The 26,793-nt window shown below is 65.6% G+C and carries 18 protein-coding genes and 2 pseudogenes; 5 read left to right on the forward strand and 15 right to left on the reverse strand.

The window, feature by feature from the left end; genetic code table 11:
- Both QQS52_RS03530 and QQS52_RS03535 read right to left on the reverse strand, forming a co-directional pair.
- Window positions 1–2,276 (reverse strand): putative Ig domain-containing protein (locus QQS52_RS03530; protein WP_472772599.1); only part of this gene is annotated, 2,276 nt, incomplete at its 3' end.
- Window positions 2,277–2,610: 334 nt separating this feature from the next.
- On the reverse strand, window positions 2,611–3,909 hold the full coding sequence (locus tag QQS52_RS03535) for an adenylosuccinate synthase (RefSeq protein ID WP_472772600.1): 1,299 nt from the start codon (window positions 3,907–3,909) through the stop codon (window positions 2,611–2,613).
- Between the two features lie 107 nt (window positions 3,910–4,016).
- Between QQS52_RS03535 and QQS52_RS03540 the strand changes: the two genes are divergently transcribed.
- Window positions 4,017–4,889 carry a hypothetical protein gene (locus QQS52_RS03540; RefSeq protein WP_472772601.1) on the forward strand — a complete coding sequence of 291 codons (873 nt, stop codon included), beginning with the start codon at window positions 4,017–4,019 and terminating at the stop codon, window positions 4,887–4,889.
- Between the two features lie 3 nt (window positions 4,890–4,892).
- On the opposite strand, the gene QQS52_RS03545 is transcribed toward QQS52_RS03540, so the two are convergent.
- The 10 genes from QQS52_RS03545 to QQS52_RS03590 all read right to left on the reverse strand — a co-directional run bounded on the left by QQS52_RS03545 (window position 4,893) and on the right by QQS52_RS03590 (window position 17,723).
- Window positions 4,893–6,083: an FUSC family protein gene (locus QQS52_RS03545; protein ID WP_472772602.1), complete on the reverse strand. Its 1,191-nt coding sequence runs from the start codon at window positions 6,081–6,083 to the stop codon at window positions 4,893–4,895.
- Window positions 6,084–6,133: 50 nt separating this feature from the next.
- Entirely contained in the window at window positions 6,134–7,168 is a 1,035-nt protein-coding gene (gene fbaA, locus QQS52_RS03550) for a class II fructose-bisphosphate aldolase (RefSeq protein WP_070768390.1), read from the reverse strand.
- A 153-nt stretch (window positions 7,169–7,321) separates the two neighbouring features.
- Window positions 7,322–8,521: a glycoside hydrolase family 76 protein gene (locus QQS52_RS03555; protein ID WP_472772603.1), complete on the reverse strand. Its 1,200-nt coding sequence runs from the start codon at window positions 8,519–8,521 to the stop codon at window positions 7,322–7,324.
- Between the two features lie 97 nt (window positions 8,522–8,618).
- Window positions 8,619–9,305: a TrmH family RNA methyltransferase gene (locus QQS52_RS03560; RefSeq protein ID WP_472772604.1), complete on the reverse strand. Its 687-nt coding sequence runs from the start codon at window positions 9,303–9,305 to the stop codon at window positions 8,619–8,621.
- Window positions 9,298–9,843: an orotate phosphoribosyltransferase gene (gene pyrE / locus QQS52_RS03565; RefSeq protein WP_472772605.1), complete on the reverse strand. Its 546-nt coding sequence runs from the start codon at window positions 9,841–9,843 to the stop codon at window positions 9,298–9,300. The genes QQS52_RS03560 and pyrE overlap by 8 nt, the downstream gene beginning before the upstream one ends.
- Before the next feature lie 127 nt (window positions 9,844–9,970).
- Window positions 9,971–11,443, reverse strand: a complete 1,473-nt coding sequence (locus QQS52_RS03570) for a hypothetical protein (protein ID WP_472772606.1) — start codon at window positions 11,441–11,443, stop codon at window positions 9,971–9,973.
- Between the two features lie 39 nt (window positions 11,444–11,482).
- Window positions 11,483–12,337, reverse strand: a complete 855-nt coding sequence (locus QQS52_RS03575; protein WP_472772607.1) for a sulfurtransferase — start codon at window positions 12,335–12,337, stop codon at window positions 11,483–11,485.
- 128 nt (window positions 12,338–12,465) lie between these two features.
- Entirely contained in the window at window positions 12,466–15,042 is a 2,577-nt protein-coding gene (gene clpB, locus QQS52_RS03580; protein ID WP_472772608.1) for an ATP-dependent chaperone ClpB, read from the reverse strand.
- A gap of 117 nt (window positions 15,043–15,159) precedes the next feature.
- Window positions 15,160–16,218: a hypothetical protein gene (locus QQS52_RS03585; protein ID WP_472772609.1), complete on the reverse strand. Its 1,059-nt coding sequence runs from the start codon at window positions 16,216–16,218 to the stop codon at window positions 15,160–15,162.
- Window positions 16,219–16,352: 134 nt separating this feature from the next.
- Window positions 16,353–17,723 carry a sodium/glutamate symporter gene (locus QQS52_RS03590; RefSeq protein ID WP_472772610.1) on the reverse strand — a complete coding sequence of 457 codons (1,371 nt, stop codon included), beginning with the start codon at window positions 17,721–17,723 and terminating at the stop codon, window positions 16,353–16,355.
- Between the two features lie 265 nt (window positions 17,724–17,988).
- Here QQS52_RS03590 and QQS52_RS03595 point away from each other — a divergent pair.
- Window positions 17,989–19,119: pseudogene (locus QQS52_RS03595) on the forward strand (FAD-dependent oxidoreductase).
- Window positions 19,120–19,262: 143 nt separating this feature from the next.
- Here QQS52_RS03595 and QQS52_RS03600 read toward each other — a convergent pair.
- Window positions 19,263–20,090 (reverse strand): endonuclease domain-containing protein, encoded by an 828-nt coding sequence (locus QQS52_RS03600; RefSeq protein WP_472772611.1) that lies wholly within the window; start codon window positions 20,088–20,090, stop codon window positions 19,263–19,265.
- Between the two features lie 247 nt (window positions 20,091–20,337).
- Between QQS52_RS03600 and QQS52_RS03605 the strand changes: the two are divergent.
- Window positions 20,338–21,410 (forward strand): annotated as a pseudogene (locus tag QQS52_RS03605) (LLM class flavin-dependent oxidoreductase); the annotation flags it as partial.
- A gap of 1,242 nt (window positions 21,411–22,652) precedes the next feature.
- Here QQS52_RS03605 and QQS52_RS03610 read toward each other — a convergent pair.
- Window positions 22,653–23,468 carry a carbon-nitrogen hydrolase family protein gene (locus QQS52_RS03610; protein WP_472772612.1) on the reverse strand — a complete coding sequence of 272 codons (816 nt, stop codon included), beginning with the start codon at window positions 23,466–23,468 and terminating at the stop codon, window positions 22,653–22,655.
- Window positions 23,469–23,572: 104 nt separating this feature from the next.
- Here QQS52_RS03610 and QQS52_RS03615 point away from each other — a divergent pair, with 104 nt between their 5' ends.
- Both QQS52_RS03615 and QQS52_RS03620 read left to right on the forward strand, forming a co-directional pair.
- Complete coding sequence (locus QQS52_RS03615) at window positions 23,573–23,854, forward strand: hypothetical protein (protein ID WP_472772613.1); 282 nt, start codon at window positions 23,573–23,575, stop codon at window positions 23,852–23,854.
- Complete coding sequence (locus tag QQS52_RS03620) at window positions 23,851–25,029, forward strand: alpha/beta hydrolase (protein WP_472772614.1); 1,179 nt, start codon at window positions 23,851–23,853, stop codon at window positions 25,027–25,029. Before QQS52_RS03615 ends, QQS52_RS03620 begins: the two co-directional genes overlap by 4 nt.
- Here the strand turns inward: QQS52_RS03620 and exaC are convergent.
- Entirely contained in the window at window positions 25,026–26,546 is a 1,521-nt protein-coding gene (exaC, locus tag QQS52_RS03625; protein ID WP_472772615.1) for an acetaldehyde dehydrogenase ExaC, read from the reverse strand. The two genes, QQS52_RS03620 and exaC, sit on opposite strands and share 4 nt — an antisense overlap.
- Between the last annotated feature and the right edge of the window lie 247 nt (window positions 26,547–26,793).

Raw genomic sequence — 26,793 nt, forward strand, 5'->3', positions numbered from 1 at the left:
TCCAGACCCTCCGGCAGGCCAGAAACCTCAACAGAACCACCCTCCGGAACATCCTGAGCAGTCTGGAACGGATCAACGTCCTGACCCTCAACCACAGTCACCGGATCGGCAACAACAGAAGCCTCAACCACAACCGGAGTGCTATCCGGATCCTTCGGGTCAGTGCCGGCTTCCTCCTCCTGCTTATCAGTGAAGCCATCGCCGTCATCGTCAGTATCGGTGACATCCGGCTCACCATCACCATCAGTATCACGCTGAACAGTGATGACCTTCTCCTCAGAAGCAACATCGTTACCATCAGCATCCTTAACGGTCACCGTGGTGGTAACTTCACGCTCTTCTTCATCCGGACCCCAATCAGTCACCTCAGACGGAGTACCAGAAACCTCACCGGTACCCGGATCAACCTCCAGACCCTCCGGCAGGCCAGAAACCTCAACAGAACCACCCTCCGGAACATCCTGAGCAGTCTGGAACGGATCAACCTCCTGACCCTCAACCACAGTCACCGGATCGGCAACAACAGAAGCCTCAGAGGTCTCCACAGGCACTGCCTTGAAGGAATCAGCGAGCAGGAGGTCGTCGGAGCTCTTACGGATTTCTCCGTTCGCTGGATTCACAGGGTAGACGCCGGCGGTGAAGGTGGTATCTTCTTCCACATTCGGGACCGTTAGCGGGCAGGAGTCCTCGATATCACCGACCTCATTACTCTTCAGTACGCACTCTGTGCCTACCTCGGTCTTGTTACCTTCGGAATCGGTCTGGTACCACACAATTCCGTAGTCCTTGTTCGGTTGCAGCCCAGTCGCGCGGGTATTAGCTTCGTCTCCCGGATGGGCATCATTGCCGAAGCTGTCGTATTCCACAACGTCGAAGAACGGATTGGGCGAAAGAAGTGCGAAATTCACGCCATCAATGTTGGTGCCTGCCGTGATAGTAACGGGGTGGAGACCCTCATCCTCGCTACTGTTTTTAGCAAACTGGAAGATGTTGTCCTGGAACGGGCCCATCCATACATCACGGGAGTCCTCCACTACAGGGTAGACATACAGGTAATCCTCGTTGATGTGACGCTTCTTCTCCTCGTTGATAGCACCGCCGGTAAAGGCAGCATAGGTATCCTCGGCGTAGTCGGGCGCGACAGTACCAAACTCACCGGGCTCTAGCCGGTTTTGGGTCTGGCCAAGTTGGTTCTCCCTGTTACGACTATCACCGTAGGTCCCTTTAAACGGGAGGTAGTACTCACCTTCCGCATTGGTCGGCGCTGCTACTGTCTCCGCGATAGCCGAGCCAGGACCATTACCCTCCTCGGATTCATATTCCTTGATGATTCGTTCCTGAGCTGCAGTCAGCTGAGCTCGGGTATAGCCCCGATTCGCGTCCTTCCACTCATCAATCCGGCGCGCTACTTCATCATTCAGATACGAAGCAACTACGGTGACTCCTGGAGCGACGCTGTCTCCCCTAGAGGAATCGTGTTTGAGGTAAAGAGCCAGAGCTCCATTTGCTTCCCGCTCCTCAAACCAGACTTTTCCAGCAACCTTGCCTTGAGCACCCTTATCGGTGAACTGACCGTCCGGGGTCAGTTCACCGGTCTGATCGTCGGTCGCTCGCTGCCATTGATCCTCGGGCTTAGCCAACCACCCCTTCACGTTGGGGCGCTCCTGGAGAGAGATCTGCTGGCCCGTTACGGTGTTGATCCCTACCGTCTGGTTCCAACCCTCGAAGACTCGCTGCGTCGCCAAGTGGAAGCGCCCCTGCGCCGCATCGCCACCCAAAACGACGGAGTAGTTCTCCGGATCCGGGTTCTTGACCCAAGTCCTGATCTGGTAATTAGTCTTAGCGATGTTGAATTGTGGAGCGCCGTAAGGATCGGTCTTCTCCGGCCGCAGGTCGAAGATATAATTACCTTCGGCATTGGTAGTAGCAGAAAAGACCGGCGAAACTTCACCATTATTTGTCATGTACTGCAAATACACGGTCATACCTGCAAGTGGCTCATCACCCATTCCGGGTTGAAGCTCACCGTAGCGACCAGCACGATCGATAAACGCCGTGCCGCGCACCTGCCAGTTTCCCTTTTCGGAACCGGTGACATCTATGGCGGTTTCTTCCGAAGCACCTACCCCCCCGGGGGTGGCAGACTGTGCATAAGCAGCTGGGACTGGGTCAACAAAAGTAGGCACCACGGTGCCGGTGACAGCCAATGCAGACGTAACGCCTGCAGCAATGTAAGTACGCATACGCGGCTTCAGGAACAGGCCATTCATTGCCATGGCGGTAGCGCTCCTGAAAACGCGCCGAGAACTCCCTTTCACCTTACTTCCTCTCTTTAAGCCTCAGTTAGAGGGCTATCAGTAGACCGCTCGAGACCACGCTTCCAAACCTTTTTAAGCTGGCCCCAAGCTTGTCATTATCTTAGCAGACGTCTGTACACTTTTTACTATCCCCAAAGAGGGAAGAGCCCCCAAAAAACGACTGAAACTGTCCAAAAACAACTAAAGCCCCCCAGATCACTACGGAAGTTCTGCGGGTTTTCAAAAGTCCCCCAGTCGATCAAACCTTTGCCTAAATATGTACATAAATCGTCCTTTATATTTCACTGCCCTCTCATACTTGGAGATCACTGAGAACGTCGTGGCGCACGATGGTCTGGTCGCGGCCGGGGCCGACACCGATGTAGGAGATGCGGGTGCCGGACAGTTCCTCGAGGCGCAGGACGTAGTCCTGGGCCTTCTGCGGTAGCTCCTCGAAGGTCTGGCAGCCAGTGATGTCCTCGTCCCACGCCGGCATGGTCTCAAAGATGGGCTCGGCGTGGTGGAAGTCGGACTGGGTCATGGGCATCTCGTCGAAGCGCTTGCCGTCCACGTCGTAGGCCACACAGATGGGGATCTCCCCAATGCCGGTCAGGACGTCCAGCTTGGTCAGGAAGTAATCAGTGAAGCCGTTGACGCGGGTGGCGTAGCGGGCGATGACGGAGTCGTACCAACCGCAGCGGCGCTTGCGGCCGGTATTGACGCCGATCTCCCCGCCGGTGGTCTGCAGGTACTCGCCCCACTTGTCGAAGAGCTCCGTAGGGAACGGGCCCGCGCCCACGCGGGTGGTATAGGCCTTGATGATGCCCAGGGAGGTGGTGATTTGCGTCGGGCCCACGCCCGAGCCCACCGAGGCGCCGCCGGCCGACGGGTTGGAAGAGGTCACGAACGGGTAGGTGCCGTGGTCCACGTCCAGCATGGTGGCCTGGCCGCCCTCCATGAGGACGTGCTTGCCGTTAGACAGGGCATCGTTGAGCTCAAGCTCGGCCTCGATGACCATCGGGCGCAGGCGCTCCCGGTAGCTCAGGAAGTACTCAACGACCTGCTCCGGGTCGATGGCCTTGCGGTTGTACATCTTGACCAGCATCTGGTTCTTGATGTCCAGCGCGGAGGTGACCTTCTGGCGCAGGATGGACTCGTCGAAGATGTCCTGGACGCGGATGCCGATGCGCGCAACCTTGTCCGCATACGCCGGGCCGATGCCGCGGCCGGTGGTGCCGATGGCGCGCTTGCCTAAGAAGCGCTCCTGCACGCGGTCGAGCGTCTGGTGGTACGGCGCCACCAGGTGCGCGTTGGCGGAGATCTTCAGGCGGGAGGCCTTCGCGCCGCGGGCTTCCAGCCCGTCGATCTCGTCAAACAGGGCCTCCAGGTTAATCACGACGCCGTTGCCCAAAATTGGGGTGGCGTTTTCCGACAGGATGCCGGCGGGCAGGAGCTTGAGCTCGTACTTCTCGCCGCCGACCACGACGGTGTGGCCGGCGTTGTTGCCGCCGTTCGGCTTGACGACGTAGTCGACCTCGCCGCCGAGGATATCCGTCGCCTTGCCCTTGCCTTCGTCGCCCCACTGGGCGCCAACAATGACGATTGCTGCCATGGTTGTTAATTCACTTCCCCATTTTAATTGGAGTCAAATACGCACTAACTCTACCTGCTTAGCCATCCGCGTGGGCGCTCCTACCCCGGCGAAGTAGCATAGAAAACATGCGTGTAATGATCCTGCGCTGCGGAGCGCCCCAGTTTTTGCTGCCCCACGATCCGCAGTCCAACTGGGAAATCCTGGATTGCGCGGCCGTACCCACGCGCAAGGAGCTCAAGGCGGTAGACGCCGCCGCCCGGGAGATCCTGCCTGAAGATCCCACGCCGTCGCTCGACGAGATCGCCGCCCAGCCCGACGTGGCTCACCTGGGCGCGCCGGTGCCTGCGCCCCAGCCGGTGTCAGAAGCGCTGCGCGTAGTCGTCATCGGCACGGATGCGGCCCTGTCCGCGGTGATTACCCGGCTCATGCGCGCCGACACCATGTGGGTCGAGGTCGCCTACGTGCCGGTAGAAGATTCCTCCGCCGCCGCCCAGAACTGGGGCCTGCCGCAGCGGGCGGATGATGCCTTCCGTCTGGCGCTGGACGGTGCGGTCGCGCCTGTGCCCACCATCCGCAACGACGCCGGCCAGGCCGTGGCGGGCTCGGCCACCATCAGCCAGTGGAACCCCGGGGCTATGACCGGGGAGATCATCGTCGACGACCACGTGCTCGTCCGCCAGGACGGCGAGGCAGTGGGCGCGACGCAGACGGGCGTCTACGGCGCCAAACTGGTGCCCATGGTGGACGCCCCCGGCATCGTCGCCGCGGCGGCGCCAGTGGCCCGCCAGGGGCTGCTAGAGCGCCTGCGGCGGAAGCAGGCCGCACCCCAGCCCGGCCCGGTGGATCCGTCCACCGTGGCCACCGGGCGCGCGGTCCAGGCCGGCGGGCCGGAGCTGCGCGTGACCGTGGACGGGGTCTCCCGCCCCCGCCCCGTCGACCGCGTGACCTTCTACCGGCACCTGCGCGACCTGCAGGTGGTGCGGGTGGCGCACCCCTAGCACCTAGAGGTCGTGCTCTTCCTCGTAGTAGATCTCCGGCGGGTAGGCCGGGGTCTGCGAGGTCGGGATGAGTACCGCCACGGCGGACTCGCGGGACATGCCGCAAATCATCAGCAGGTCCACCACGATGGAACGCGTCTGAGCCAGGATGGCATAGGCCGAAAGCTGGCTGCTCCCTGCTACGATGTCCATGCTCGCCCGCGCGCCCGCCCGCCGCAGACGCTGGACCAGGTGGGGCAGCTCTTGGGCCTCGTTGAGGCCGCGCCGGCTGACGTAGATTTCGGCCAGCTCCTCCATGACCGAGCACAGCTCCTCGATGAGCTCAATCTGGACCGGGGAGACGCTGTCCCCGTCCTCCGTAATCACCAGCGCGCGGCGGGAGAGCACGCGCACCCCGCGCACACCGTTATCCACCGGCACCAGGATGCGTTCCAGCGAGCGAATATTGCGCCTAGAACCCCACATGAGGGGCGAGACCTCCGAAGCCTCCCTGCCCTGCTTGGCGGCATCGGCCAGCTTCTCGATGTTGGTCTGCGTGCCGAAGACGGCCTGCCGGGCCTCCTCGATGATTTCGACGTCCTGCTTCTCTAACCCGCGGGAGACGTCGTAGAGCACGCTGGCGGCGATGCTGAGCACCTTGGAGACTTCCCGGCGCGCCTGGGCCAGCGGCGAGTTTGGGATGAGGGCGATGGTGATGACACCGATGACGGAGCCGATGAGGGCATCGATAGCGCGGTTTAAGCCCCCGGCGCCTTCCGTGGGCGGGAAGATGGTGGCAATCAGGATGGAGCCAAAGACGATCTGATTGGTCAGCAGCGGCGACTTCGTCATGAACGAGCCGAGCAACAGCGTCGCGCCCACGATCAGGGTGATCTGGAACGGCCCCTGGCCAACGAACTGGAAGAGGATATCCCCCACCGCCACACCGGTGATGCCGCCGATGGACATCTCCACCGCGCGCTTTAGCCGGTCGCCGCCGGACAGGCCCAAGATGATCACCGTGGAGATCGGCGCGAAGAAGGGCTGCGCGTGGCCCGCAATGTCATTGGCCACCCAGTAGGACAGCCCCGCGCCGACTGTGGCCTGCAGGATAAACACGAAGCGCGAGCGCACGCGGTTCAACCGGGCCATTAAAGACCGGTCAATACTGCGCAGGCGCTCGCGCGTGGTGAGTCGTTTTCGTTCTTCGGCCATGGGCGCCATTCTAGGACACTTTTATGGCGCCGCGGCCCGAAAAGACTGCTTTAGCGGGAAACCGTCTTCCCCACAGAATGCAGGTCCTGGCACGCCTCGATGACGCGTTCAGACATGCCCTGCTCCGCCTTCTTGAGGTAAGAACGCGGGTCGTAGACCTTCTTGTTGCCCACCTCGCCGTCGATCTTGAACACGCCGTCGTAGTTGGCAAACATGTGGCGGGCGACCGGGTTGGTGAACGCGTACTGAGTGTCGGTGTCCACGTTCATCTTGATAACACCGTAACGCAGGGCCTCCTCGATCTTTTCCTTCTCGGAGCCGGAGCCTCCGTGGAAGACGAAGTCGAAGGGCTTAGCGCCCTCGTCCAGGCCGAGCTTCTTCTGCGCGGTCTGCTGACCTTCCAACAGGACCTCCGGGCGCAGCTTGACGTTACCCGGCTTGTAGACGCCGTGGACGTTGCCGAAGGTGGCGGCCAGCAGGTAGCGGCCGTTCTCGCCGGTGCCCAGGGCGTCGATGGTCTTTTCAAAGTCTTCGACGGAGGTGTAGAGGTTGTCACCCGCCTTGGCTTCCACGCCGTCTTCCTCCCCGCCGACGACGCCGATCTCGGCTTCCAGGATGATGTGGGCCTTGCGGGCCTTTTCCAGCAGCTCCTGGGCGATCTCCAGGTTCTCATCGATCGGGATAGCGGAGCCGTCCCACATGTGGGACTGGAACAGCGGCAGCTCACCGCGGTCGACGCGCTCCTGGGAGATGGCGATGAGCGGACGGACGTAGTCGTCCAGCACCTCCTTCTGGCAGTGGTCGGTGTGCAGCGCGACGTTGATGCCGTAGTGCTTGGCGGCCTCGTGCGCGAAGGCGGCCAGCGCCTGGGCGCCCGCTACCTTGTTCTTGACTGCCAGGCCGGAACCGAACTCCGCACCGCCCGTGGAGAACTGGATAATGCCGTCGGACTCGGCCTCAGCGAAGCCCTTGAGTGCGGCGTTGATGGTCTCCGAGGAGGTGCAGTTGATGGCCGGGAAGGCGAAGCCAGACTGCTTCGCCTCATCCAGCATGGCGTTGTAAACCTCTGGGGTAGCAATTGGCATAGAAGTGAATCTTCCTTACTTGGTTCGCGTTTGACTTACTGCACTACCAAGTATGCCTGTGATTTGGCTTGCGCGCCGCAGGTCCCGGTTAAGGAAAGGTGTGAGTTTGTACCTAGACGGTGTCTGGTCCCGGCTAGGGCTGGCTCGTGCTTGCTAGGCCCGGCGGTCTGCGCGGTCGCGGGCGACGCGGGCGGCGGCCTCCATCAGCATCCAACCGGACAGCTGCACCGACAGGTCGCGTTCGGCGATGCGGATGACGCCGACCTTCTCGCCCAGGGTGGTTGGGCCCAGGCCGAAGTTGTGGGGTAGGCGCGCGTCCGCGGTCCAGTCCGTGCCGAAAATCGGCAGGCCGTCGACCTCCAGGCGGTGCTCCCAGACCGAGGCGGCTGAGGCCATCACCAGGCGGGCGGCGAGCTTCTTCGCCGCGCGGTTGGCGGGCGAATCCCCCGGCAGGCGCACTGCCGTGTCCGCCAGGTAGCGCACCAGGATGCCCTTGAACAGGCCACCGTCGCCGTCGCCGGTATCCCAGTCGATGACCCCGGCCGGAGTGGCCATGTAGGAGGCGATGGCTTGGATGAGCCCGCGGATGCGGGTCAGGTACTGCACGGTGTCCTCGGCGCGCTCGGCCTCCTGGACCGAGTCGAGGTGCTCCAGGGAGGAAAAACCGGCACGCTTGCGCAGGGCCAGTGCTATCTCCAGGCAGGCGCCCAAAACCACGCCCTGGCAGTAGGGGTGCAGGTTGCGCACCCACTCCGGGCCGTCCATGCGCATGCGGACGCCGTCCATGATAAGCCCCTGGTCATCGACCAGGTTCTCGTAGATCCACTCCACTATCTCCTGGGCCTCGGAAAGGTGCCCGGTGCGTGCCAAGAGGATCGCCGCCGGCCCGTTGGAGGGCACGTTGAAAAAGTTCTCGCCCTCGCGCCACGGCAGTACACCCAAGTGCTCGTCGCGGCCGGCGCGGATATCGTCCTGCAGCTCCGCGAGCTTCGAATAGGGCTTGACCTTGCTGAGCTGCCCGGCACGCTGCAGGGCGAGCGCCAGCCAGGCCTTGTCATCGAAGTAGCGGTTGTTCTTCAGCGGGCTGAGGTTGCGCACCCGGATGCCGCGTACGGTCTCTGCAATCCGCTTGCGCCGCATCTTGGTGTTGTGGCGCTGGGCGGCATCCACCAGGCAGTCCAGGTAGTGCGCCTGCCACCAGTAGTGCCAGTGGAGGAAAACCTTTTCCTTACCGGTAGGCGGCCAGCGCACAATGGCCAGGTTGGTCTTTGGCAGTCCCCACACGCGTGCCGCGTGGCGGTCATTGATGGCGGTTTCTGCCAGATCCGCGCGGTGTGCCCACTTTTCGTCCACTCAGGTGCCCTAAATTTAGTCGAACTATTACTCACAGGAATTCTAGCGCGCTCCCAGCTCACCCGTGCAATTATGCGCAACCGGTTGGCGCCCCCGGCTACCAGCTCTGAGCCAGATCCGCGTGCTGGCGGATCCAGGCGTGCATGGCGATGCCGGCCGCCACCCCCGCGTTGATGGACCGGGTGGAGCCGAACTGGGCGATGGAACAGGTCATCACGGCCCCGTCCTGGGCGGACTGGCTCACGCCGGGGCCTTCCTGCCCGAACAGGAGCAGGCATTTCTCCGGCAATACGGCAGTCTCCAGCGGCACGCACCCGGGCGTGTTATCGATGGCCACGACCGTGAGCCCCGCCTGCACCGCCCACTCCAGCAGCTCCTCTACCGTCTCGTGGTGGGCCAGGTGCTGGTAGCGGTCCGTCACCATAGCGCCGCGGCGGTTCCAGCGGCGGCGGCCGACGATGTGGACCGTGTCCACCGCAAATGCGTTGGCTGTGCGCACGACCGTGCCGATATTCGAGTCGTTCTCGAAATTCTCAATGGCAATGTGCAGGCTGTGGCGCCGGCTATCGATGTCGGCGACGATCGCCTCGCGCCGCCAGTAGCGGTAGGCGTCCACCACGTTACGGCGGTCACCTTCGGCCAGCAGCTCCGGATCGTAGCGCTCTGCCTCCGGGCCGGTGGGCCACTGCCCTTCCCACGGGCCGACCCCGTGCCGGCCCTCGTTCCATTCGGTGGGGCCGGGCTGTTGGTCGACTACGGTGCCGCGGGCGTCCGGCTTAGACAAGGTCGAGGTCCTCCAGACCCAGCAGGAAGCGGTACTCCAGGCCCTCTGCCGAAATCGCCTGGTCCGCACCGGTGGCACGATCCACGACGGTAGCAATACCGACGACCTCGGCGCCGGCCTCGCGCAGCGCGGCCACAGCGGTCAGCGGGGAGTTGCCTGTGGTGGTGGTGTCCTCGACGACCAGGACCTTCTTGCCTTCCACGTCGGCGCCCTCGATGCGCCGCTGCATGCCGTGTTTCTTGGCCTCCTTGCGCACCACGAAGGCGTCGATCGGGCGGCCGTCCGCGTGCATGATGGAGGTGGCCACCGGGTCCGCGCCCAGGGTCAGGCCGCCGACGGCGTCGAAGTCCCAGTCCGCGGTCAGCTCGCGCAGCAGCGCGCCGATCAGCCGGGAGGCCTCGTGCTGCAGGGTCGCCCGGCGCAGGTCGACGTAGTAGTCCGCTTCCTTACCCGAGGACAGAGTCACCTTGCCATGCACGACGGCCAGCTCCTTGACCAGCTCGGCTAGTCGGCTCTTCTTCTGCTCGTCCAGGTTCATGAGGTTTAAAAACTCCTTTACTTTGCCCGCGCGGGGGCGAAGAATGCGTCCGCTGCTCGCGCTCCTGCGATTTTCGTCGATTTCTAGCTTAAGACACCCGCGAGTGAAACCCACGCCGAGGGGAGCCTTAGGCATTGTGGCCGTCGCCGCTATCGATGCCGCCTTCGCCGTCGCCTGCCGAGCGAGCACCGTGGTCGCTGCGGTCGCTGACGGGGTGCTCCGGGATATCGCCGATGGGGCCCAGCTCGGCCTCGATCTCGTCGAAGATCGAGGAGCCGCGGCCCAGGTCGCGCGGCAGGCGGGCGACGGATTCGTCCGCCTGCGGGCGTTCCTGCCCGTCGGCGATAGCGTCCACTTCGTCCGCGCCCAGCGCGCGGTGTTCCATAGAGCCGTGCGCGGCGCCGGCGCGGCGGCTGGGCAGCACCATCGGTTCTTCCGGGCGCTGGACCGGCGGGCGCGCCATGTCCTCGGTCGGGTTCGGCACCGCGGTCGGGCCCGTCGGCGCGACCGGCTGCGGCGGGGGCACCACGCGGGTGGGATCCCCCAGTTCCGGGTGGTAGACCAGCCCGGCGGCCGGGGGTGGCGGCAGCACGCGGGCAACATCGGCCAGCACCGCCATCGGGGCGAGCATCTCATCCCACTCGGCGCTGCGGGCAGTCTTATCCGTTTGGCCCAGCACCCATTCGTTTTCCATCCACACCGCGGTCACTGCCTCCGGCAGGTACTCCAGCCCGGTGGCCAGGCGGTCGTCGCTCATGCGCTCGACCACGCCCGGTTCCGTGGCGTAGACGCTAAAGCCGGCGATCTCGGTCGCGGCAACCAAGTCCTCGGAGGCCTCCTCCGCCAGCGGCAGGCCCGTGCGGCGGAAGTCCACCACCACGTCGGAGCTCGCGCCGGTGCGCAGCGCCATCACGTTCACCCCGCCCAGGTCGAGCAGGAAAAGCTCGTGGCCGAAGACCGTGCCGTGGACGATGTCCCGGGGACGCGCGCCCCCGGCGGCCGCGCCCCGCGTCCACTCATCCGCCAGGTAGGAATCCTCCTTGGCGAAGTCGAAGCCGTGCTGGCTCGCCCAGGCCTTGCGCTCCCGGCGCAGCGCGCCCGGCAGGAGAGGACGGCCGATCTTCTTTTTCGGCGCCGTCTTCGTAGCAGACTCCGACTCCTCCGCGGCATCGGGAGCGGGCTCCACCTGCTCCTCGGCGGCCGGGGTCTCTGGCTCCTCGGCGGCTACTGCGCCTGTCTGTGCCCCCGCCTCCGGGTCTGCCCGGTCGGCCGTGCTGGCGTCGTCGGCATCCTCGGCGCCGTCGGCATCGTCGGCTGCGAATTCGTCTGAGGGGCCCGCGGGTTCCTCGTAGACGATGTCCGGCGCCGGCGAGGTATCCGGCTCCGGTACCTCGGCCTGGGCCTCGGCTGCCTCCGGGGTGTCGTGCTCGGGGGCGGCCGAGGAGGCATCGTCGGCGTCTTCAAGGCTGTCGTCGCGGTTGTCGTCGCGCTCGGCCAGCGAGCGCTGCTGTGCGGCCTCCTGGGTCTGGGCGGCGCGCCACAAAAAGACCGCGCCCGCGGCGGCCAGCAGGGCCAGGATCAAAAGCAAAATAGGTGTCATTAGCGCCCTAGTTTACTGCCTGACGCCGGGGCGCGGGTCTTAGACACCGAGGGAGACGCGGTCGCCGCGCTCGACCGGGTTGGTGGCATCCGCCGACCACTGCGACCAGCCGCCCACGTAGTGGCGCGCGCCGGTCAAGCCCACCCAGTCCATGGTGGCCAGGGCCAGGCCGGAGTGGTTGCCGGAGCCGGAGTAGACGATAGCGTCCTTGACGTTGTCCTCGTTGATGCCGGCGTTGTGGAAGACTTCGAGGATCTCCTTCTGGGTCTTCCAGGTGCGGTCCGCGTGGTGGAGGTAGCGCTCCGGCACGTTGACCGCGCCCGGGATGTGCCCGGCCTTGAGGTCGAGGTTCTCGCGGCGGCCGGCAAAGCGGTTGGGCTCGCGGGTGTCAATCAGGATGCCGTCATGCTCCTTGACCTCGTCGATGGTAGCGACCATGTCCGGGTTAGGGTCCACGGTGGTGTTGGTCTCCACGGAGATATTGCCCGGGCCGGTCAGGGTGGGCAGCTGCTCCCGGCGCCAGTGGGCCAAGCCGCCGTCGAGCACGCGCACGTCCTCGATACCCGCCCAGCGCAGGATCCACCACGCGCGGCCAGAAAAAAGCCCGCGGCCCTCGTCGTAGACGACGACCGGGCGGTCCTTGCGAAGCCCCCAATTCACGAACCATTCCTGCAACTTGTCCGGGTCCGGCAGCGGGTTGCGGCCGTTGCGGGAGCCCGGCAGGCCCGCCATTGCGGCGGAGACGTCGCAGAGCTGGGCGATCGGGATGTGGAGTGCGTGGAACTGGTTTCGGGCGCTGTTGGCGCCCGAGCCCCACAGGCAGGCCAGAACGGTGAGGCGATCGCCGGCGTAGATGGCATCGTAAAGCTCGCGGGGAGAGACCAAAATACTCATGTGTCCCACTCTAGAGCCAAAGCGGACTCCCCGCCCGCCGGGGCGCGTCGACTAGGCCGCTCGCAGGCGAAAGGCCCCGGCCACCCCGCCTTAAGAAGTGGGACGACCGGGGTCTTAACGCGTGTGTCTTAGTCCGCCAGCTGCTCGGTGGACTGCAGATCCAGGGACTCGCCGTCGGCGGCCACGGTGACCTGCACGGTGTCGCCGTCGCGGATCTCGCCGGCCAACAGCTTGCGGGCCAGCTTGTCGCCGATGGCCTGCTGGATGAGCCGGCGCAGCGGGCGGGCGCCGTAGTCCGGGTCGTAGCCGCGCTCGCCCAGCCAGGTCTTGGCCTCGTCCGCCACGTCCAGAGTCAGGCGCTTGGCGGCGAGCCGCTCGGCCAGGTTGGCCAGCTGGATGTCTACGATGCCACGCAGCAACTCAGTCGACAGGCTCTCGAACATCACCACATCATCCAGGCGGTTGATGAACTCCGGCTTGAAGGCCTTCTTCACCGCCGCCATGGTCTCCTCCTTGGTGCCGCCGGCACCCAGGTTGGAGGTCAGGATGATGACCGTGTTGCGGAAGTCCACCGTGCGGCCCTGGCCGTCGGTCAGGCGACCTTCGTCCAGCACCTGCAGCAGGACGTCGAAGACGTCCGGGTGGGCCTTTTCCACCTCGTCGAAGAGCACCAGCGTGTACGGGCGGCGGCGGACCGCCTCCGTGAGCTGGCCGCCGGCCTCGTGGCCGACGTATCCCGGAGGGGCACCGACCAGGCGGGAGACGGAGTGCTTCTCCCCGTACTCCGACATGTCAATGCGCACCATCGCCGAGGCGTCATCGAACAGGAAGTCCGCCAGGGCCTTGGCCAGCTCGGTCTTACCGACGCCGGTCGGACCCAAGAAGAGGAAGGAGCCGGTCGGGCGGTTCGGGTCCGCGACCCCGGCGCGCGAGCGGCGCACCGCGTCCGAGACGGCCTTGACGGCCTCGGACTGGCCCACCACGCGGCGGCCCAGGATCTCTTCCATGTTCAGCAGCTTCTCGGTCTCGCCCTCGAGCATCTTGCCGGCCGGGATACCCGTCCACGCGGAGACGACCTCCGCGATGACGTCCGGGCTGACCTCCTCGGTCAGCATGGAGTTGGTTTCCGACTGGGTATGCGCCCGGGATTCGGCATCCGCCAGCTGCTTCTCCAGCTCCGGGATGCGCCCGTAGCGCAGCTCCGAGACCAGCTCGTAGTCGCCGTCGCGCTCGGCGATCTCCGCCTTGCGCTTGAGCTCCTCGAGCTCCTCCTTGGCCTCCTGGACCTCGTCGATAGCCTTCTTCTCGTTAGCCCAGCGGGCCTTGAGCTCGCCCAGCTTCTCCCGCTCGTCGGCTAGCTCCTGCTGGAGCTTGGCCAAACGGTCCTGGCTGGCGGCGTCGGATTCCTTCTTCAGCGCCAGCTCTTCGATCTCCAGCCGGCGGACGACGCGCTCGAGCTCGTCAATCTCCTGCGGGGAGGAATCAATTTCCATCCGCAGGCGCGAGCCGGCCTCATCGACCAAGTCGATGGCCTTGTCCGGCAGGAAGCGGTTGGTGATATATCGGTTCGACAGCTCCGCCGCTGAGACCAACGCGGAGTCTTGGATGCGCACGCCGTGGTGCACCTCGTAGCGCTCCTTCAAGCCACGCAGGATGCCGATGGTGTCCTCCACCGAGGGCTCGCCCACGTAGACTTGCTGGAAGCGGCGCTCCAGGGCCGCGTCCTTCTCGATGTACTTGCGGTACTCGTCCAGGGTGGTCGCGCCCACCAGGCGCAGCTCGCCGCGGGCCAGCATGGGCTTAATCATGTTGCCTGCGTCCATCGAGCCCTCGCCCGTCGCACCGGCACCGACTAGGGTGTGCAGCTCATCGATGAAGGTGATGATCTGACCCTCCGAGGCCTTAATCTCATCGAGCACCGCCTTCAGGCGCTCCTCGAACTCGCCGCGGTACTTCGCACCCGCGACCATCGATCCGAGATCCAAACTAATCAGGGTCTTGCCCTTCAGCGACTCCGGCACGTCACCGGCCACTATGCGGCGGGCCAGGCCCTCCACGATGGAGGTCTTACCGACGCCCGGCTCACCGATGAGCACCGGGTTGTTCTTGGTACGCCGCGACAGCACCTGCACCACGCGGCGGATTTCTTGATCACGGCCAATAACCGGGTCGATCTTTCCTTCCCGCGCCCGGGCGGTCAGGTCGGTGGAGTACTTCTCCAGGGCCTGGAACTGGTCCTCCGGGTTTTCAGTGTTGACCTTGGCGGCCCCGCGCACCGACGGGAACGCGCCCTTAATGGCGTCGTAGGTAGCGCCGCGGCTGGTCAAAAGCTCCGCCGCGTCCGTCTTCGAGCCGGCGATGGCTGCCAGCAGCACCTCGGTCGAGACGTAGTCATCCCCTAGCTCGCCTGCCAACTCCTGGGCCCGGGTCAGCACGTTGAGCGCGTCCCGGTTGAAGTTCGGGTTGGCCATATTCGCCCCCTCGGCCTTCGGGTAACCGTCGACCAGGCCGCGGGCCTCCTGCAACACGGTCTGCGGGTCCACGCCGGTGGCCTTCAGCACTGGGGCGGCGATGCCGTCCTGCTGGCCCAGGATGGCCGCCAGAAGGTGGGCCGGGCGGATATCCGGGTTCCCGCCCGCGGAGGCGGTCTGCAGCGCCTGTTGCAGTGCCTCCTGAGTTTTCGTAGTTGGGTTGAATGAGTTCATAATCTGCTTTCTCCTTTAAGTAAATCTCCCTACCTCGGGGCAATGATCCCACTGTAGAGGCTTCACTAGATGTAACGCAGACAAACTTGAGTATATTCCACTCAACTTTCCGAGTTCTTATTTTTCTTGGGCTTCGGCCGCCTTCTTGGCTTCGTGACTGCCCTCGTACTCATCCTCGCGCCAGCCGCTGGGCTGCTCCTCGTCGCTGTCGCGGCGCTCGTTCTCACGGTCGGAAAACGTCGCGCGCCGCACCTTGGCCGAGCCGTCGAAGTTGGACCCCAGGGCGCCGCCCATGATGCCCAGCGAGGTGGTAAACCACGCGATGTCGACGTAGTCGCGCCAGCCGACGGCCTCGCCGAGCTGCTCGGTCAGGTAGTCCGGCGGGATGACCACCACGGTCAGCGCCGCCATGCCGCAGAAGGTCACCGCGAACATCATCAGCACGGTCACCAGCACCGTCAGCCCCGTCGAGGCGTTGTCCAGCCGCGCGCGCTGCCGGGAGGTCTGGTGGGAGACCCGGTGCCACATGCCGTTGTAGATGACCAGCCAGGTGGACAGCACCATGATGGCCACCACGCTGACCAGTGCCAGGCGCTGGGGGCTGAGCGCGTGCGCCATCTGCCAGACCGAACCGTAGAAGATACCGAACCCGCCGGTGGCAACCGTGACAGCCAGGCAGCTGGCCAGGGCGGTCAGCATTCGGCCGGGGCGGTTGGTGCGCACCATGCCGCCGACGAAGCGGGCGCGCTGGCCGGTGACGAAGGTGGCATCGGCGTGCTCATCCGCGCCGTCGACGTGCGACGGGCTGACCGTCCTGCCGGGCCCCGACCACTGGCCGCTTTGCCCGAAGGCCCGGACCCGCTCGGCCAGGTTCTGGCGGCCGAGCCGGAAGCCGAAGGCCGGCAAGCTCACGATGGCGGCATCGCCCGCCTCTCCGACCACCTGCGCGGCCACCGGGTCACCGTCCGCGGTCATCGACATATCCGTGATGTATACGAACCGGTCCCAACCGTAGCGGGCACGGATCGCCTCGGCCGAGGCCGATAGCGCGATGTTGCCGGAGCCATCCGTGGGCACCGACTCCACCACCACGTCCGCATCACTTAGTTCTTGATTGACCACTCGGGCGGGCAGACCATTATCGACCAGCACTCCCCACTTGGACACACGCGTCACGCACCTTTTCTCTTCATATATTCGGGGAGGCTTATTCTACGCGCGGGGCCGGCCGCGGGTCGACCCCTGGATCTACAAAGCCGCCGCGACCCCTTTTGCGGACTTGGGGTGCGGCGGCTGGCGGCGTAGGAGCTTTAGGACTTCTGCCCCACGTGGCCGATGCCTTCCTTCAAGATGGTGCCGCGCGGCGGCAACCAGCCGGCAAACCGGAAGGTGAGGTAGATGCCGACGGCAATCGCCAGCGAGATCCAGCCCAGCCCGGCGGTGAAGCCGTAAATCACGGCGATCGGGGCGACGACGGTCATACCAATCTCGAAGGGACCGAAGCCCACGTAGGCCATGCCGTATTCCGACAGGGTGCCGGACTCCAGCTTCGGGTCGACGATCTTGAGGATGGCGATACCGGTGGCGACGGTGGCCGTCGCCCAGCCCCAGCCGAAGATGCCGCGCTCAATCCAGCGCTCGCCGAAGAACTCGGCCGGGAACCACAGCAGGTAGAAGGTGCAGTAGATGGTACCCAGCACGAACAGGACCAGCAGCGGCACCCAGTAGCTCGCGATGGCGGCCGGCACAATCGCAGCGATACCGAAAGCAATCAGGTAGTCCGTAGCAGCACCGGAGACCGTGGAGATGGCCTCGCGGTCCAGGTAGTCGTTAGCACCCACAGCGTTCATGATGGCGCGGATGATGAGGCCGACAACCATGGACATGGCGAACAGCGGGATGGAGACGTTTTCCCAGACCGAGGAGATAGCCGAGTTGATAAGGTAGGCAATCATGACGGTCAGAACGATGAAGCCCAAGTGCAGGGTCAGCGGCTCAATCGCGGATGGGTTGGTGGTCGCCCGCCCCAGGGACGGGCGGTCCTCCACGTTGCGGATGTAGCCGCGGCGCAGCTCCTCCGGCAGCTCCTTCGGGACGTGGGAAACCTTGCCGCGGCGAATGCCCCAGTTGCCGGCGACGACGCCGCCGATGATAGCGGCCAGCGTACCCACGGTAGCCGAGGTGAAGCCCAGCGACGACGCGGCCTCTGCGCCGACGCCCTCCAGCGCACCGCCGACCGCCGCGGCGGTGCCGAAGCCGCCGGTGAAGCCGACCGGCAGCATCATACCGAACCAGTTCGGGGTGTCAAAGACCGGCATGAACAGGAAGACGCCCAGCAGGATGAACAGGCCCCACTGGCCCGTGAACATCATGGTGGAAAATCCCCACATGTTGCGCGCGCCCTTGCGCATGGAACCGCCGACCTCCATGGAATACGCCATGGAGGCGAACACGACGGCGATCAGCAGGGAGGTGTAATCACCCAGCGTGTCGGAGAAATTGATCCAGCCAAGCACCTCGGGGCCCAACAGCAGGCCCAGCAGGCCGGCCGTGATCGGGGCGGGCAGGAGCAGGTCCTGGAAAATGAACTTGACCTTGTGACGCAGGACGTTGCCGATCACCATGAGCAACGAAATCCAGCCCACGTCCAACATCAGGGAATAAGCAGAAAACTCTTCCACCGGCTATCCTTTCACCTTCATCGTGGATTGCCGCCGCCCACCGTGGGCCGCGGCCGCTCCCCGCGGGGCGCCGGCCTGTGAATTCGCCGTGGAACCGCTGTCACCGCGGCACGCCAAATTCGAAAAAGCTGACTTTTGGGGGAGGTCTGTCCGTGAACACATTACTTGCTTACGGGTGATCTACAACATACCGGGGTGTTTTATTAGGACCCATTACCCCCGAATAAAAAGGGCCAATCCTCGGCAAACCATTAGACTAGCTGGTATGCACTCAGCCGAAGTTGTGGTCATCGGCGCCGGTCAGGCCGGGCTCGCGTCCGCCCAGCAGCTAAAGCGCCGCGGCGTGTCCACCATCGTCCTCGACGCCAACCGCGGCCCCGGCGGCGCCTAGCGCCACCGCTGGGATTCGCTTACCCTGGGCAAGGCGCACGGGATTGCCAATCTTCCCGGCCTAGCCGCCCCGGCCGGCGACGACTCCACGCCGGCCTCCCGCGTCGTCGCCAACTATTACGGCACCTACGAAGACCACTTCGGCCTCGACGTGCGCCGCCCAGTTCGGGTGGAAACCGTGCACTACGGCGCCACCTCGCGTATCTTCCACCTGGCGACCACCGCGGGCAGCTTCCAAGCGCCGGTACTCATCAATGCCACCGGCACCTGGGACAGCCCCTTCATTCCGCACGTTCCCGGCGCGGCCACGTTCCGGGGCCGCCAGCTGCACACCAAGGACTTCACGCGCGCGGCCGATTTCGCTGGCCAGCGCACCCTCGTCGTCGGCGGCGGCCTGTCCGCCGTGCAGTTCCTTCTGGAGCTCGAGGGCATCGCGGACACCATCTGGGCCACCCGGCGCCCGCCGGACTTCGTATTCACTGCCTTCGATGCCCGCTGGGGCCGCGCCGTCGAAGACAGCGTGCGCGCCCGCACCCAGGACGGCAAGCGCCCCGCTTCCGTCGTGTCCACCACGGGGATTCCGCCGTGGCAGGACTACCTGGACGCCGTGGAGCGCGGCCTCCTGGTCTCCAGCGGCATGTTCAGCGCCATCGATGCCACCGGCGTGATCTCCTCCGCTCCCCGCGGCTCCGCGACAGGCGGCCCGGTGGCCCACAACGCGGACGCCGAGACCCGCGCCAAGGCCTGGCACCCCTTCCCCGCCGGTACACACATCGAGGTCGACACGATCTTCTGGAACACCGGCTTCCGTCCGCACCTGGGCCACCTGGCTGGGCTGCGGTTGCGAAGTGCGCGCGGCGGAATCGAGATGCTCGACGAGGTCACCCCGGCCGCCAACCCGCGCGCCCTGCTGGCCGGCTACGGCTCCACTGCCTCGACCCTGGGCGCCACCCGCGCCGGCCGGCTGGCCGCCAACCATGCGGCGGACATTTTGTGCGGGGCTTAGGGTTTCGGGCTCGTTTCGGGGCGGTTTTGGGCTGGTTCTGCGAGTTCCGATCAACTTTTGGTCCACCGACCCACTCTGGGAGCGCAAACTTGACCGGAACTCTCGCGACCGCGGGCCGGCCGGCTCGCGCCTACTCGCATCTGCTAGCGATAGCGCGCCCAGGACACCTCCCGGATAATGCCCGAGTGCCAGTTCCACACCCCGTTGGATGACATGGGCGCCGGCCGCGGCTGCGTCACCTGCCTGACCACCCGATTGAGGTGGTAGTGCACACAGCTGCCGCTGTAGCGCAAGACGGTGTACCCCGCCAGCGTGGCTTCGTTGGCCTTCCACCGGTCGCGGATAAAGGTATCGGGCGACTCCGCGGTGTGAAACTGGTAGCCGTCCACCTCGATGAGCATCTTCAGCTCCGGCAGGTAGAGGTCGAAGAAGTACTGCCCTACCCGCACGTTGGTCTCCACCCGGTGCCCGGCGTCCCGCAAGGCCCGTACGAGTTTGCGCTCGAGCGGGGAATCGCTGCCGATCGAGGCCCGGCCAATGAGGCCGCGGGCCCGCCGGCTCAGCCTTCGGCCGGAGTTGTGCTGCTCCAGCACGCTCTTCGCCTTTCTACCCTGGTAGGCCTGCTCCAGCAGCTCGATGGCCTCGTCGTCAGCGCAGTGGTCAATCGCCTGCGCGGGTATATGCACCCGCGCCTGCTTAACCTGGAGTGCCGGCAGCCGCTGAGTGCGGTAGCCGGCCACGTACGCAGAACGCGGGAGCTTGCGCGGGGCCGCCAAGTGTAGCGGAAAGCTGAGCGGCTCGCCCAGGTAGATCTCGCGGGCGGTCGTCCCGGTCACCACCGCTTGCGGCCAGCGGCGCATGACTATCGCCAGCAGTTCCCCGGGCGTCGGCTCCCGCGTCAGGTACAGCCCCTTGGCAATCTTGATGTAAACTCCGGCCGCCGCGCGCCGCCACAGCGTCTTAGCGTCCACGCCGGAAACGACGATGTCGTCCATAAAATATTCCCCCCTGCGCTACAGGCTAGCAGCGGAGAGCGCGTCGCCGAGGCACGCGAGAATCCTGCCGGGGCGCGCGAGAGTTCCGATCAATTTTTCGCGACGGGAGCACGCCTGCCGGCCACAACTTGCCCGGAACTTTCGTTGCGTCCCGCTTGCGAGCCCCTACGCCCCCTGCACCCCTGCGCCCAGCCCCTTTCTCTTTGTTGACACGTCCACTACAATGGCGGGCACGAAAGCCTTCGGATTCTTAAGCTTCGGACACTACGCATTCGGCAACCAACACGGCCCCTCGACCAGCAAGGTCGCCCGCATCCACCTCGACCTCCCCCAGGCCGCGAACGAGCTGGGCGTGAACAACGCCTCCTTCCGCGTGCATCACTTCGTGCCCCAAGCCTCCGCCCCGATGCCCCTGCTCGGCGCGGTGGCCGGCAGCACCAAGCGCATCGAGGTGGGCACCGGCATTATCGACATCCGCTACGAAAACCCGCTCTACCTAGCCGAGGAGGCCGCCGCCCTGGACCAGATCGCCGACGGGCGCGTCGCGCTGGGCATCTCCCGGGGCGCGCCAGAGGTCGCCGAGTGCGACTGGGAGGCCTCCGGCTACCGCGCGCAGCCCCCCCCAACGGCGCCGACCTGGCGCGGGTGAACTTCGAGCGCTTCCTGGCCGGCATCGATGGCGCGGGCATGGCCACCGCCGCGCCCCTGGACCGCCGTTACCCGAACATGTTCCAGCCGGGCTCGCAACTGCCCGTCTTCCCGCACTCGCCTGGGCTACGCCGCAATATTTTCTGGGGCTCGGGCACCTACCAGTCGGCGGAGCAGGCCGCCCGCGACGGGGTGAATCTGATGCAGTCAACCCTGGTCTCGGAGACCTCCGAGCACACCCTGCGCGAAATCCAGGCCGAGCAGATCCGCTGCTACCGCGCGGCCTGGGCCGCGGCGGGCCACGATTGGGCCCCACGCGTGAGCATCTCCCGGTCCATCTTCACCATCGTCGACGGCGCCGACCACCAGCTGTTCGGCATGTAGGCCACCAGCCACGATCAGGTCGGCATCCTGCCGGACACGGGCGCGTCCACCTTCGGCCGCACCTACGCGGCGGAGCCGGACAAGCTCATCGCCCAGCTGCGCGAGGACCCAGCCATCGAGGCCGCCGACACCCTGCTGCTGACGATCCCGACCGCCATGAGCCTGGAGCCCAACGTGAAGATCCTGGAGAACGTCGCGAAGCACGTCGCCCCGGAGCTGGGCTGGCAGCCCAACACGGAAGGCCCAGTCACCGGCTACGAGATCGAGCCCGCCCGCGCCGGCCGGCCGCGCCGACCCAGTAGACTGAGGGGCATGAATTCGCGTGTGGAGATCTACGGGCTAGCGGCTGCGTTTTCCCTGGAGGAAGCCGCGGAGCTTATCGAAGCCGGCCACCCGGACGCCGAGCGCCTCCACCGCGCGGTGCACGAGAACTTGTTTGTCGACGTGGTTGAGTCGCGCCAGGTCTTCTCCTGGAACCAGCACCGCGTCCACGCAAACTTCCTGCCCGCGCTGGCCTGGCTGATGCGCTCCGTGCGCGTCGAACCGGGCGAGCTGGTCATCCCCGCTGCGGTCACGAAGCGGCTCGAGGACATGGCCCGCGCGCACCGCCGTCACGGCTTCCCCGCCGAACTCTATTCCACGCTGGCTAGCGCCTTTGAAAAGGCGCTGCGGGATGTGGGGGCGTCGACGACTATTTCGCGGCGGCTTTCCAGCGTCTTCACGCAGGTCTGCGAGGTGATGCGCGCGGCCCACCACGCCGCAGACGTCGCCGGCGTCCCACCGGCCTACGCGGGCCGCGTGGTGGCGGTAGACAAGCCCAACCGGGCGACCGCCATCGTGCACGTGGAAATCGGCACGGCCCTGGACTGTGCACCCGGCCAGTCCGTGCCCGTGACCTCCTCCCTGTTGCCCGGCACCTGGCGGGAGATGACCCCGGCCTCCCCGGTGGATGCGACCGGACAGCTGGAGTTCCACCTGGCCGCGGCCGGCGATGCCTCCACCTCCCTCATCCGTTCCCACCCAGGGGATTGGTGGACGCTCGGCGCCCCGGCCCAGGATTTTCCCGCCGGGGCCGGCAACGCCGAAGTCCTGGTCAGCCGCAGTACCGGCTGGGCCGCGCACAAGGCCCACCTCCTGGCGCTGTGGACCGACGTCGCCGCGGGCAAGGTGCCCGAGCCCGCGCGGATAGATGTCATTCGCCTGGCAGAAAGCCCCGGCGCCTTCTACGACACCCATTTCCAGGAGAACTTCGCCGCGTTGGCGCCCTGGGTGCGCTTCCACCACCTGGCCGAAAGCCCGCGGGATCCGTGGCTGCTGAGCCCGGCGGATCCGGCGCAGTCACTCGACGTCGCGGTCACAGACGATGCCGCGGCGGCCATCACCGCCATCGCCGGCGGGCGGCCCACCCACGTGGCCGGCCCGGGCATCACGCGGCTAGCCAGCCGCGTCGGGGGCGAAGCCGCGGACTGGCAGCCGACGGGTTTCCAGGCCTAGCCGCCGGCTGGCCTACGTCCGCGACTCCAGCACCGGCAGGGAGCGGCGCACCTCCGCGACCTCGTCGGCGTCGATGTCGGCGTAGATGGTTTCTTCCTCGTAGCCGGCCTCAGCCAAGCGCTTACCCTGCGGGTCCACGATGACCGAGTGGCCGATGCCCGTGGGCCCGGAGGGGTTGCCCGCCTCCTCGTTGCCGCCTGGGCGGGCCTGGCCGGCCGCGCACAGGTAGCTGGTCGAGTCCAGCGCGCGGGCGGCTGAGAGCAGGCGCCACTGCTCAAGTTTGCCCGGGCCGTCGGCCCAGCTGGTGGGCACGACGATGAGCTGCGCGCCGCGCTGGGCCAGGGCACGGAACTGGTCCGGGAAGCGGATGTCGAAGCAGACGGCCACGCCGACGGTCCACTCGCCCACCTCGAAGGTCACGAGGTCGACGCCGGGGCGCACGGTGTCGGATTCGCGGTAGTCGAAGGCGTCGTAGGTGTGGATTTTGGCGTAGCCGCGGTGGATATCCGGGCCGGTGATCAGCGCGGTGTTGTAGACGCGGTTGATGGTCTTGCCGCCCTTGACGTAGCTGTCGGCGGGGCTGAACATGCCAGCCACCACGGTCACGTTCAACTCCTTAGCGAGCGCGTGCAGGCGCTGAGCAAATTCACCATCTAGGTCTTGGGCGCCCTCATCGAGGCGGCCCGTGGCGAAGGCCTGCATGGTCGCCTCGGGAAGCACCACCAACTGCGCCCCCTCTACCGCCGCTTTGCGTACCTGACCTTCGGCTTTGGCGAGGTTTTCCGCCCAGTCGGGCCCGGTGGTTACCTGGACTGCTGCAATCTTCATGGTCTCCACACTAGGGGGATATCCGCCGGGTTGCGAGAAAACTCCTGGCCCGCGATCCGTGACAGCCCTAGCGCCGGCGTGGACGAAGCCTTCAGACTAAAGGCATGAACCAGTTAACTATTAGTAGCTCTGCCCGTGAACTAGTCCGCCGACAACTATCCGCCACCTACCCTTACCCGGCGCAAGAGACCTTCCCGCCGCTGGGGCGCTACGGCGCCCGGACGGCGGCGGCGCTCCACCGCGCACACGCCGCCTGGAACGCCCGCACCGCCGGCTGGGAGGCGCGCCGCCAGGAACAATTGACCGACCTCTCCCGCTTCCTCGACCACGCGGCAGGCATCGATGAGATCCTAGCCTCCGCCTTCGAAGGTGGGCAGCACCGATGACGACCTCGCTCGCTCTCCGCCGCGCCGCCGGGGCCCTGGACACGGCCAGCGGGACACTGAGCAAGCGCTCGGAACGCCTTACCCATGATGGGGCTGCGCTATTGTGGGCCGACCTAAGTGGCGAAGCACCGCTGGTGGCCAGCCGAAACCTGCAGCACTACGCCCGGCAGCTCGATCCCGAAGCGCAGCAGATGCGGCTGGCCGCCGGACTCCTGCACACTTACGCGGAACTCCACGCCCGCCTGGAAGACCTGGAAGGCCGCGCCGTCCTGGCGCTAGGCGGGGCTGCAGCGACGCCGCTATTAATTGCCCTGCGCGGCATCGGCGACGGGCTGGACTGGGCGTGCGCACGCAGCATCGACGCGCTGTGCACGGGCACGCTGCCGGAACCACCAAAGTGGCTGGGTGATTTCGAGGACCTAGGCGTCGATGCCATACACGAGCTCAACCTGGTGGCCTCCTCCGATTTCGTCCAGGAGCTGGCCCGGGCTAACCCGGATATCCGGCTGCTGGAGGTCTCGGAAGGCCGGATGGTGGCAATCGTCCCCCCGCCCGGAGAGCCGGTAGCAACCGAGCCGGCCAGCGTCACCACCTTCATCGAAGGGGTGGGCTCGGCCGAGCCGGAGCAATGGCAGCGCACCATCGACAGGACGCGCCAGATAGCCCAGGCCACGGGCGGGCCGGCCATCGCCTGGGCCGGCTACGCCGCCCCGCCCGGCCTAGCACACGGGGTCCACGCAGAACCCGCCCAGCGCGCCGGCCGGGACCTGTCCCGCTTCCAGCGCTCGCTGCGGCAGCGCTACCCGGAGGCGCGGCAGACGGTAGTCGGCTATTCCTACGGCAGCGTCGTCGCCGGTTCCGCCGCCACCCAGCCGGAGGGCCTAGCGGCGGACGACCTGGTCCTGCTCGGCAGCCCCGGCGCCGTGGCCGAAAGCGTGCGGGACTATCGCCTGCACGGTGACGCCCCGCAGGTACATGCGCTAACTGCGAAAGGGGATCCGATCGACGCAGTCGCCTCACCGTGGGGCGGTATCCACGGCCCCGATCCCACCAGCCGCGGTTTCGGGGCGAGCCCCTGGCCCGACTCGGTCTATGGCGATCACGGTTCGTATTTCTCGGATCCGCGGTTCTTTTCACACCTCGGCTACATAGCCCGTGGGAAGGCAGGAGGTTAGAACAGGCCAGTCGGTTTCTCGGAGTAGGACACGAGCATATTCTTGGTTTCCTGGTAGTGATCCAGCATCATCAGGTGGTTCTCGCGGCCCAGGCCGGACTCTTTGTAACCGCCGAAGGCGGCGTGCGCCGGGTAGTTGTGGTACTGGTTAATCCACACGCGACCAGCCTGGATGGCGCGGCCGGCGCGGTAGCAGATGTTGTGGCTGCGCGACCACACGCCGGAGCCCAGGCCGAAGTTGGTGTCGTTGGCAATCTGGATGGCTTCGTCGAAGTCCTTGAAAGTCGCCACGGACAGCACCGGGCCGAAGATCTCCTCCTGGAAGATGCGCATGTCGTTGGTGCCCTTGAAGACGGTCGGCTCGATGTAGTAGCCGTTTTCCAGGCCGTCGAGCTGGTTGACGTTGCCGCCGATAAGGGTCTCGGCCCCTTCGTCCGGGCCGATCTTCAGGTACTCGGTGATCTTGTCCATCTGCTCCTGGGAGGCCTGCGCGCCCATCATGGTCTCAGTGTCGAGCGGGTGGCCGATCTTGATCTTCTTCACACGCTCGATAGCCAGCTCTAGGAACTTGTCCGCGATGTCCTCGTGGACTAGGGCGCGCGACGGGCAGGTGCAGACCTCGCCCTGGTTCAGCGCGAACATGACGAAGCCCTCGACGCACTTTTCCAGGTAGGAGTCGTCCTCGTCCATGATGTCCGGAAGGAAGATCGACGGGGACTTGCCGCCCAGCTCCAGGGTGACCGGGATGACCTTGTCCGCGGCGGTCTTGTTGATGATCTTGCCGACTGGGGTGGAGCCGGTGAACGCGATCTTGGCGATCCGGTCGGAGCCCGACAGCGCAGCGCCGGCCTCGTCTCCCAGGCCGTTGACCACGTTGAGCACGCCTGCCGGCAGGATGTCTCCGATGAGGTCGAGGAGCAGGAGGATGGAGGCCGGAGTCTGCTCGGCGGGCTTGAGGACAATGCAGTTGCCGGTAGCCAGGGCCGGGGCGATCTTCCACGCGGCCATCAGGAGCGGGAAGTTCCACGGGATAATCTGACCCACGACGCCGAGCGGCTCGTGAAAGTGGTAGGCCACAGTGTCTTCGTCCAGCTGGGAGATGCCGCCCTCTTGGGCGCGGATGGCGCCGGCGAAATAGCGGAAGTGGTCCATAGCCAGCGGGATGTCCGCGGCCAGGGTCTCCCGCACGGCCTTGCCGTTTTCCCAGGTCTCGGCGACAGCGATCTTCTCCAGGTTTTCCTCAATGCGGTCCGCGATGCGCAGCAAGACCAGGGAGCGCTCGGCCGGGGAGGTCTTGCCCCAGGTCTTGAAGGCCTTCTCGGCGGCATCGATAGCCAGGTTGATATCGGCTTCTTTGCCGCGGGCGACCTGACAGAAGACCTCGCCGGTCACGGGGGTGATGTTGTCCAGGTACTCGCCGTCGACGGGCGGGACCCACTGCCCGCCGATGTAGTTCTCGTAGCGCTCGCGGAAGTTCACGATTGCGTCCGGGGTGCCGGGGTTTGCGTACTGCGTCATGGTGTGAAGTCCTTCAACTGTTAGTCGGCATCGAAAGTGGTTTATGTGAAGACTTTCGCACGGGGCCGGAGTTAGTGAGCCCAGTCACGAATTCTTGCACGCCATCATATCCAGTTGGCCCGCCGACCGCTAGGGATTTTCTTTTCCCCTGCCAAACCACCAGTTGAAAGAAACAAAATCCCTGCCCCGCAGTCGGGGAACAGGGATTGACGCGGCCGTGCACACCGCATACCGCAGACGGCACGAC

The organism is Corynebacterium sp. 1103A (genome assembly GCF_055700955.1).

Bases quoted from the DNA above. Each gene is read 5' to 3' on its own strand.
- QQS52_RS03535 (WP_472772600.1), bottom strand. From the start codon at position 3,909: ATGGCAGCAATCGTCATTGTTGGCGCCCAGTGGGGCGACGAAGGCAAG.
- QQS52_RS03540 (WP_472772601.1), top strand. From the start codon at position 4,017: ATGCGTGTAATGATCCTGCGCTGCGGAGCGCCCCAGTTTTTGCTGCCC.
- QQS52_RS03545 (WP_472772602.1), bottom strand. From the start codon at position 6,083: ATGGCCGAAGAACGAAAACGACTCACCACGCGCGAGCGCCTGCGCAGT.
- fbaA (WP_070768390.1), bottom strand. From the start codon at position 7,168: ATGCCAATTGCTACCCCAGAGGTTTACAACGCCATGCTGGATGAGGCG.
- pyrE (WP_472772605.1), bottom strand. From the start codon at position 9,843: ATGAACCTGGACGAGCAGAAGAAGAGCCGACTAGCCGAGCTGGTCAAG.
- QQS52_RS03570 (WP_472772606.1), bottom strand. From the start codon at position 11,443: ATGACACCTATTTTGCTTTTGATCCTGGCCCTGCTGGCCGCCGCGGGC.
- QQS52_RS03575 (WP_472772607.1), bottom strand. From the start codon at position 12,337: ATGAGTATTTTGGTCTCTCCCCGCGAGCTTTACGATGCCATCTACGCC.
- clpB (WP_472772608.1), bottom strand. From the start codon at position 15,042: ATGAACTCATTCAACCCAACTACGAAAACTCAGGAGGCACTGCAACAG.
- QQS52_RS03610 (WP_472772612.1), bottom strand. From the start codon at position 23,468: ATGAAGATTGCAGCAGTCCAGGTAACCACCGGGCCCGACTGGGCGGAA.
- QQS52_RS03615 (WP_472772613.1), top strand. From the start codon at position 23,573: ATGAACCAGTTAACTATTAGTAGCTCTGCCCGTGAACTAGTCCGCCGA.
- QQS52_RS03620 (WP_472772614.1), top strand. From the start codon at position 23,851: ATGACGACCTCGCTCGCTCTCCGCCGCGCCGCCGGGGCCCTGGACACG.
- exaC (WP_472772615.1), bottom strand. From the start codon at position 26,546: ATGACGCAGTACGCAAACCCCGGCACCCCGGACGCAATCGTGAACTTC.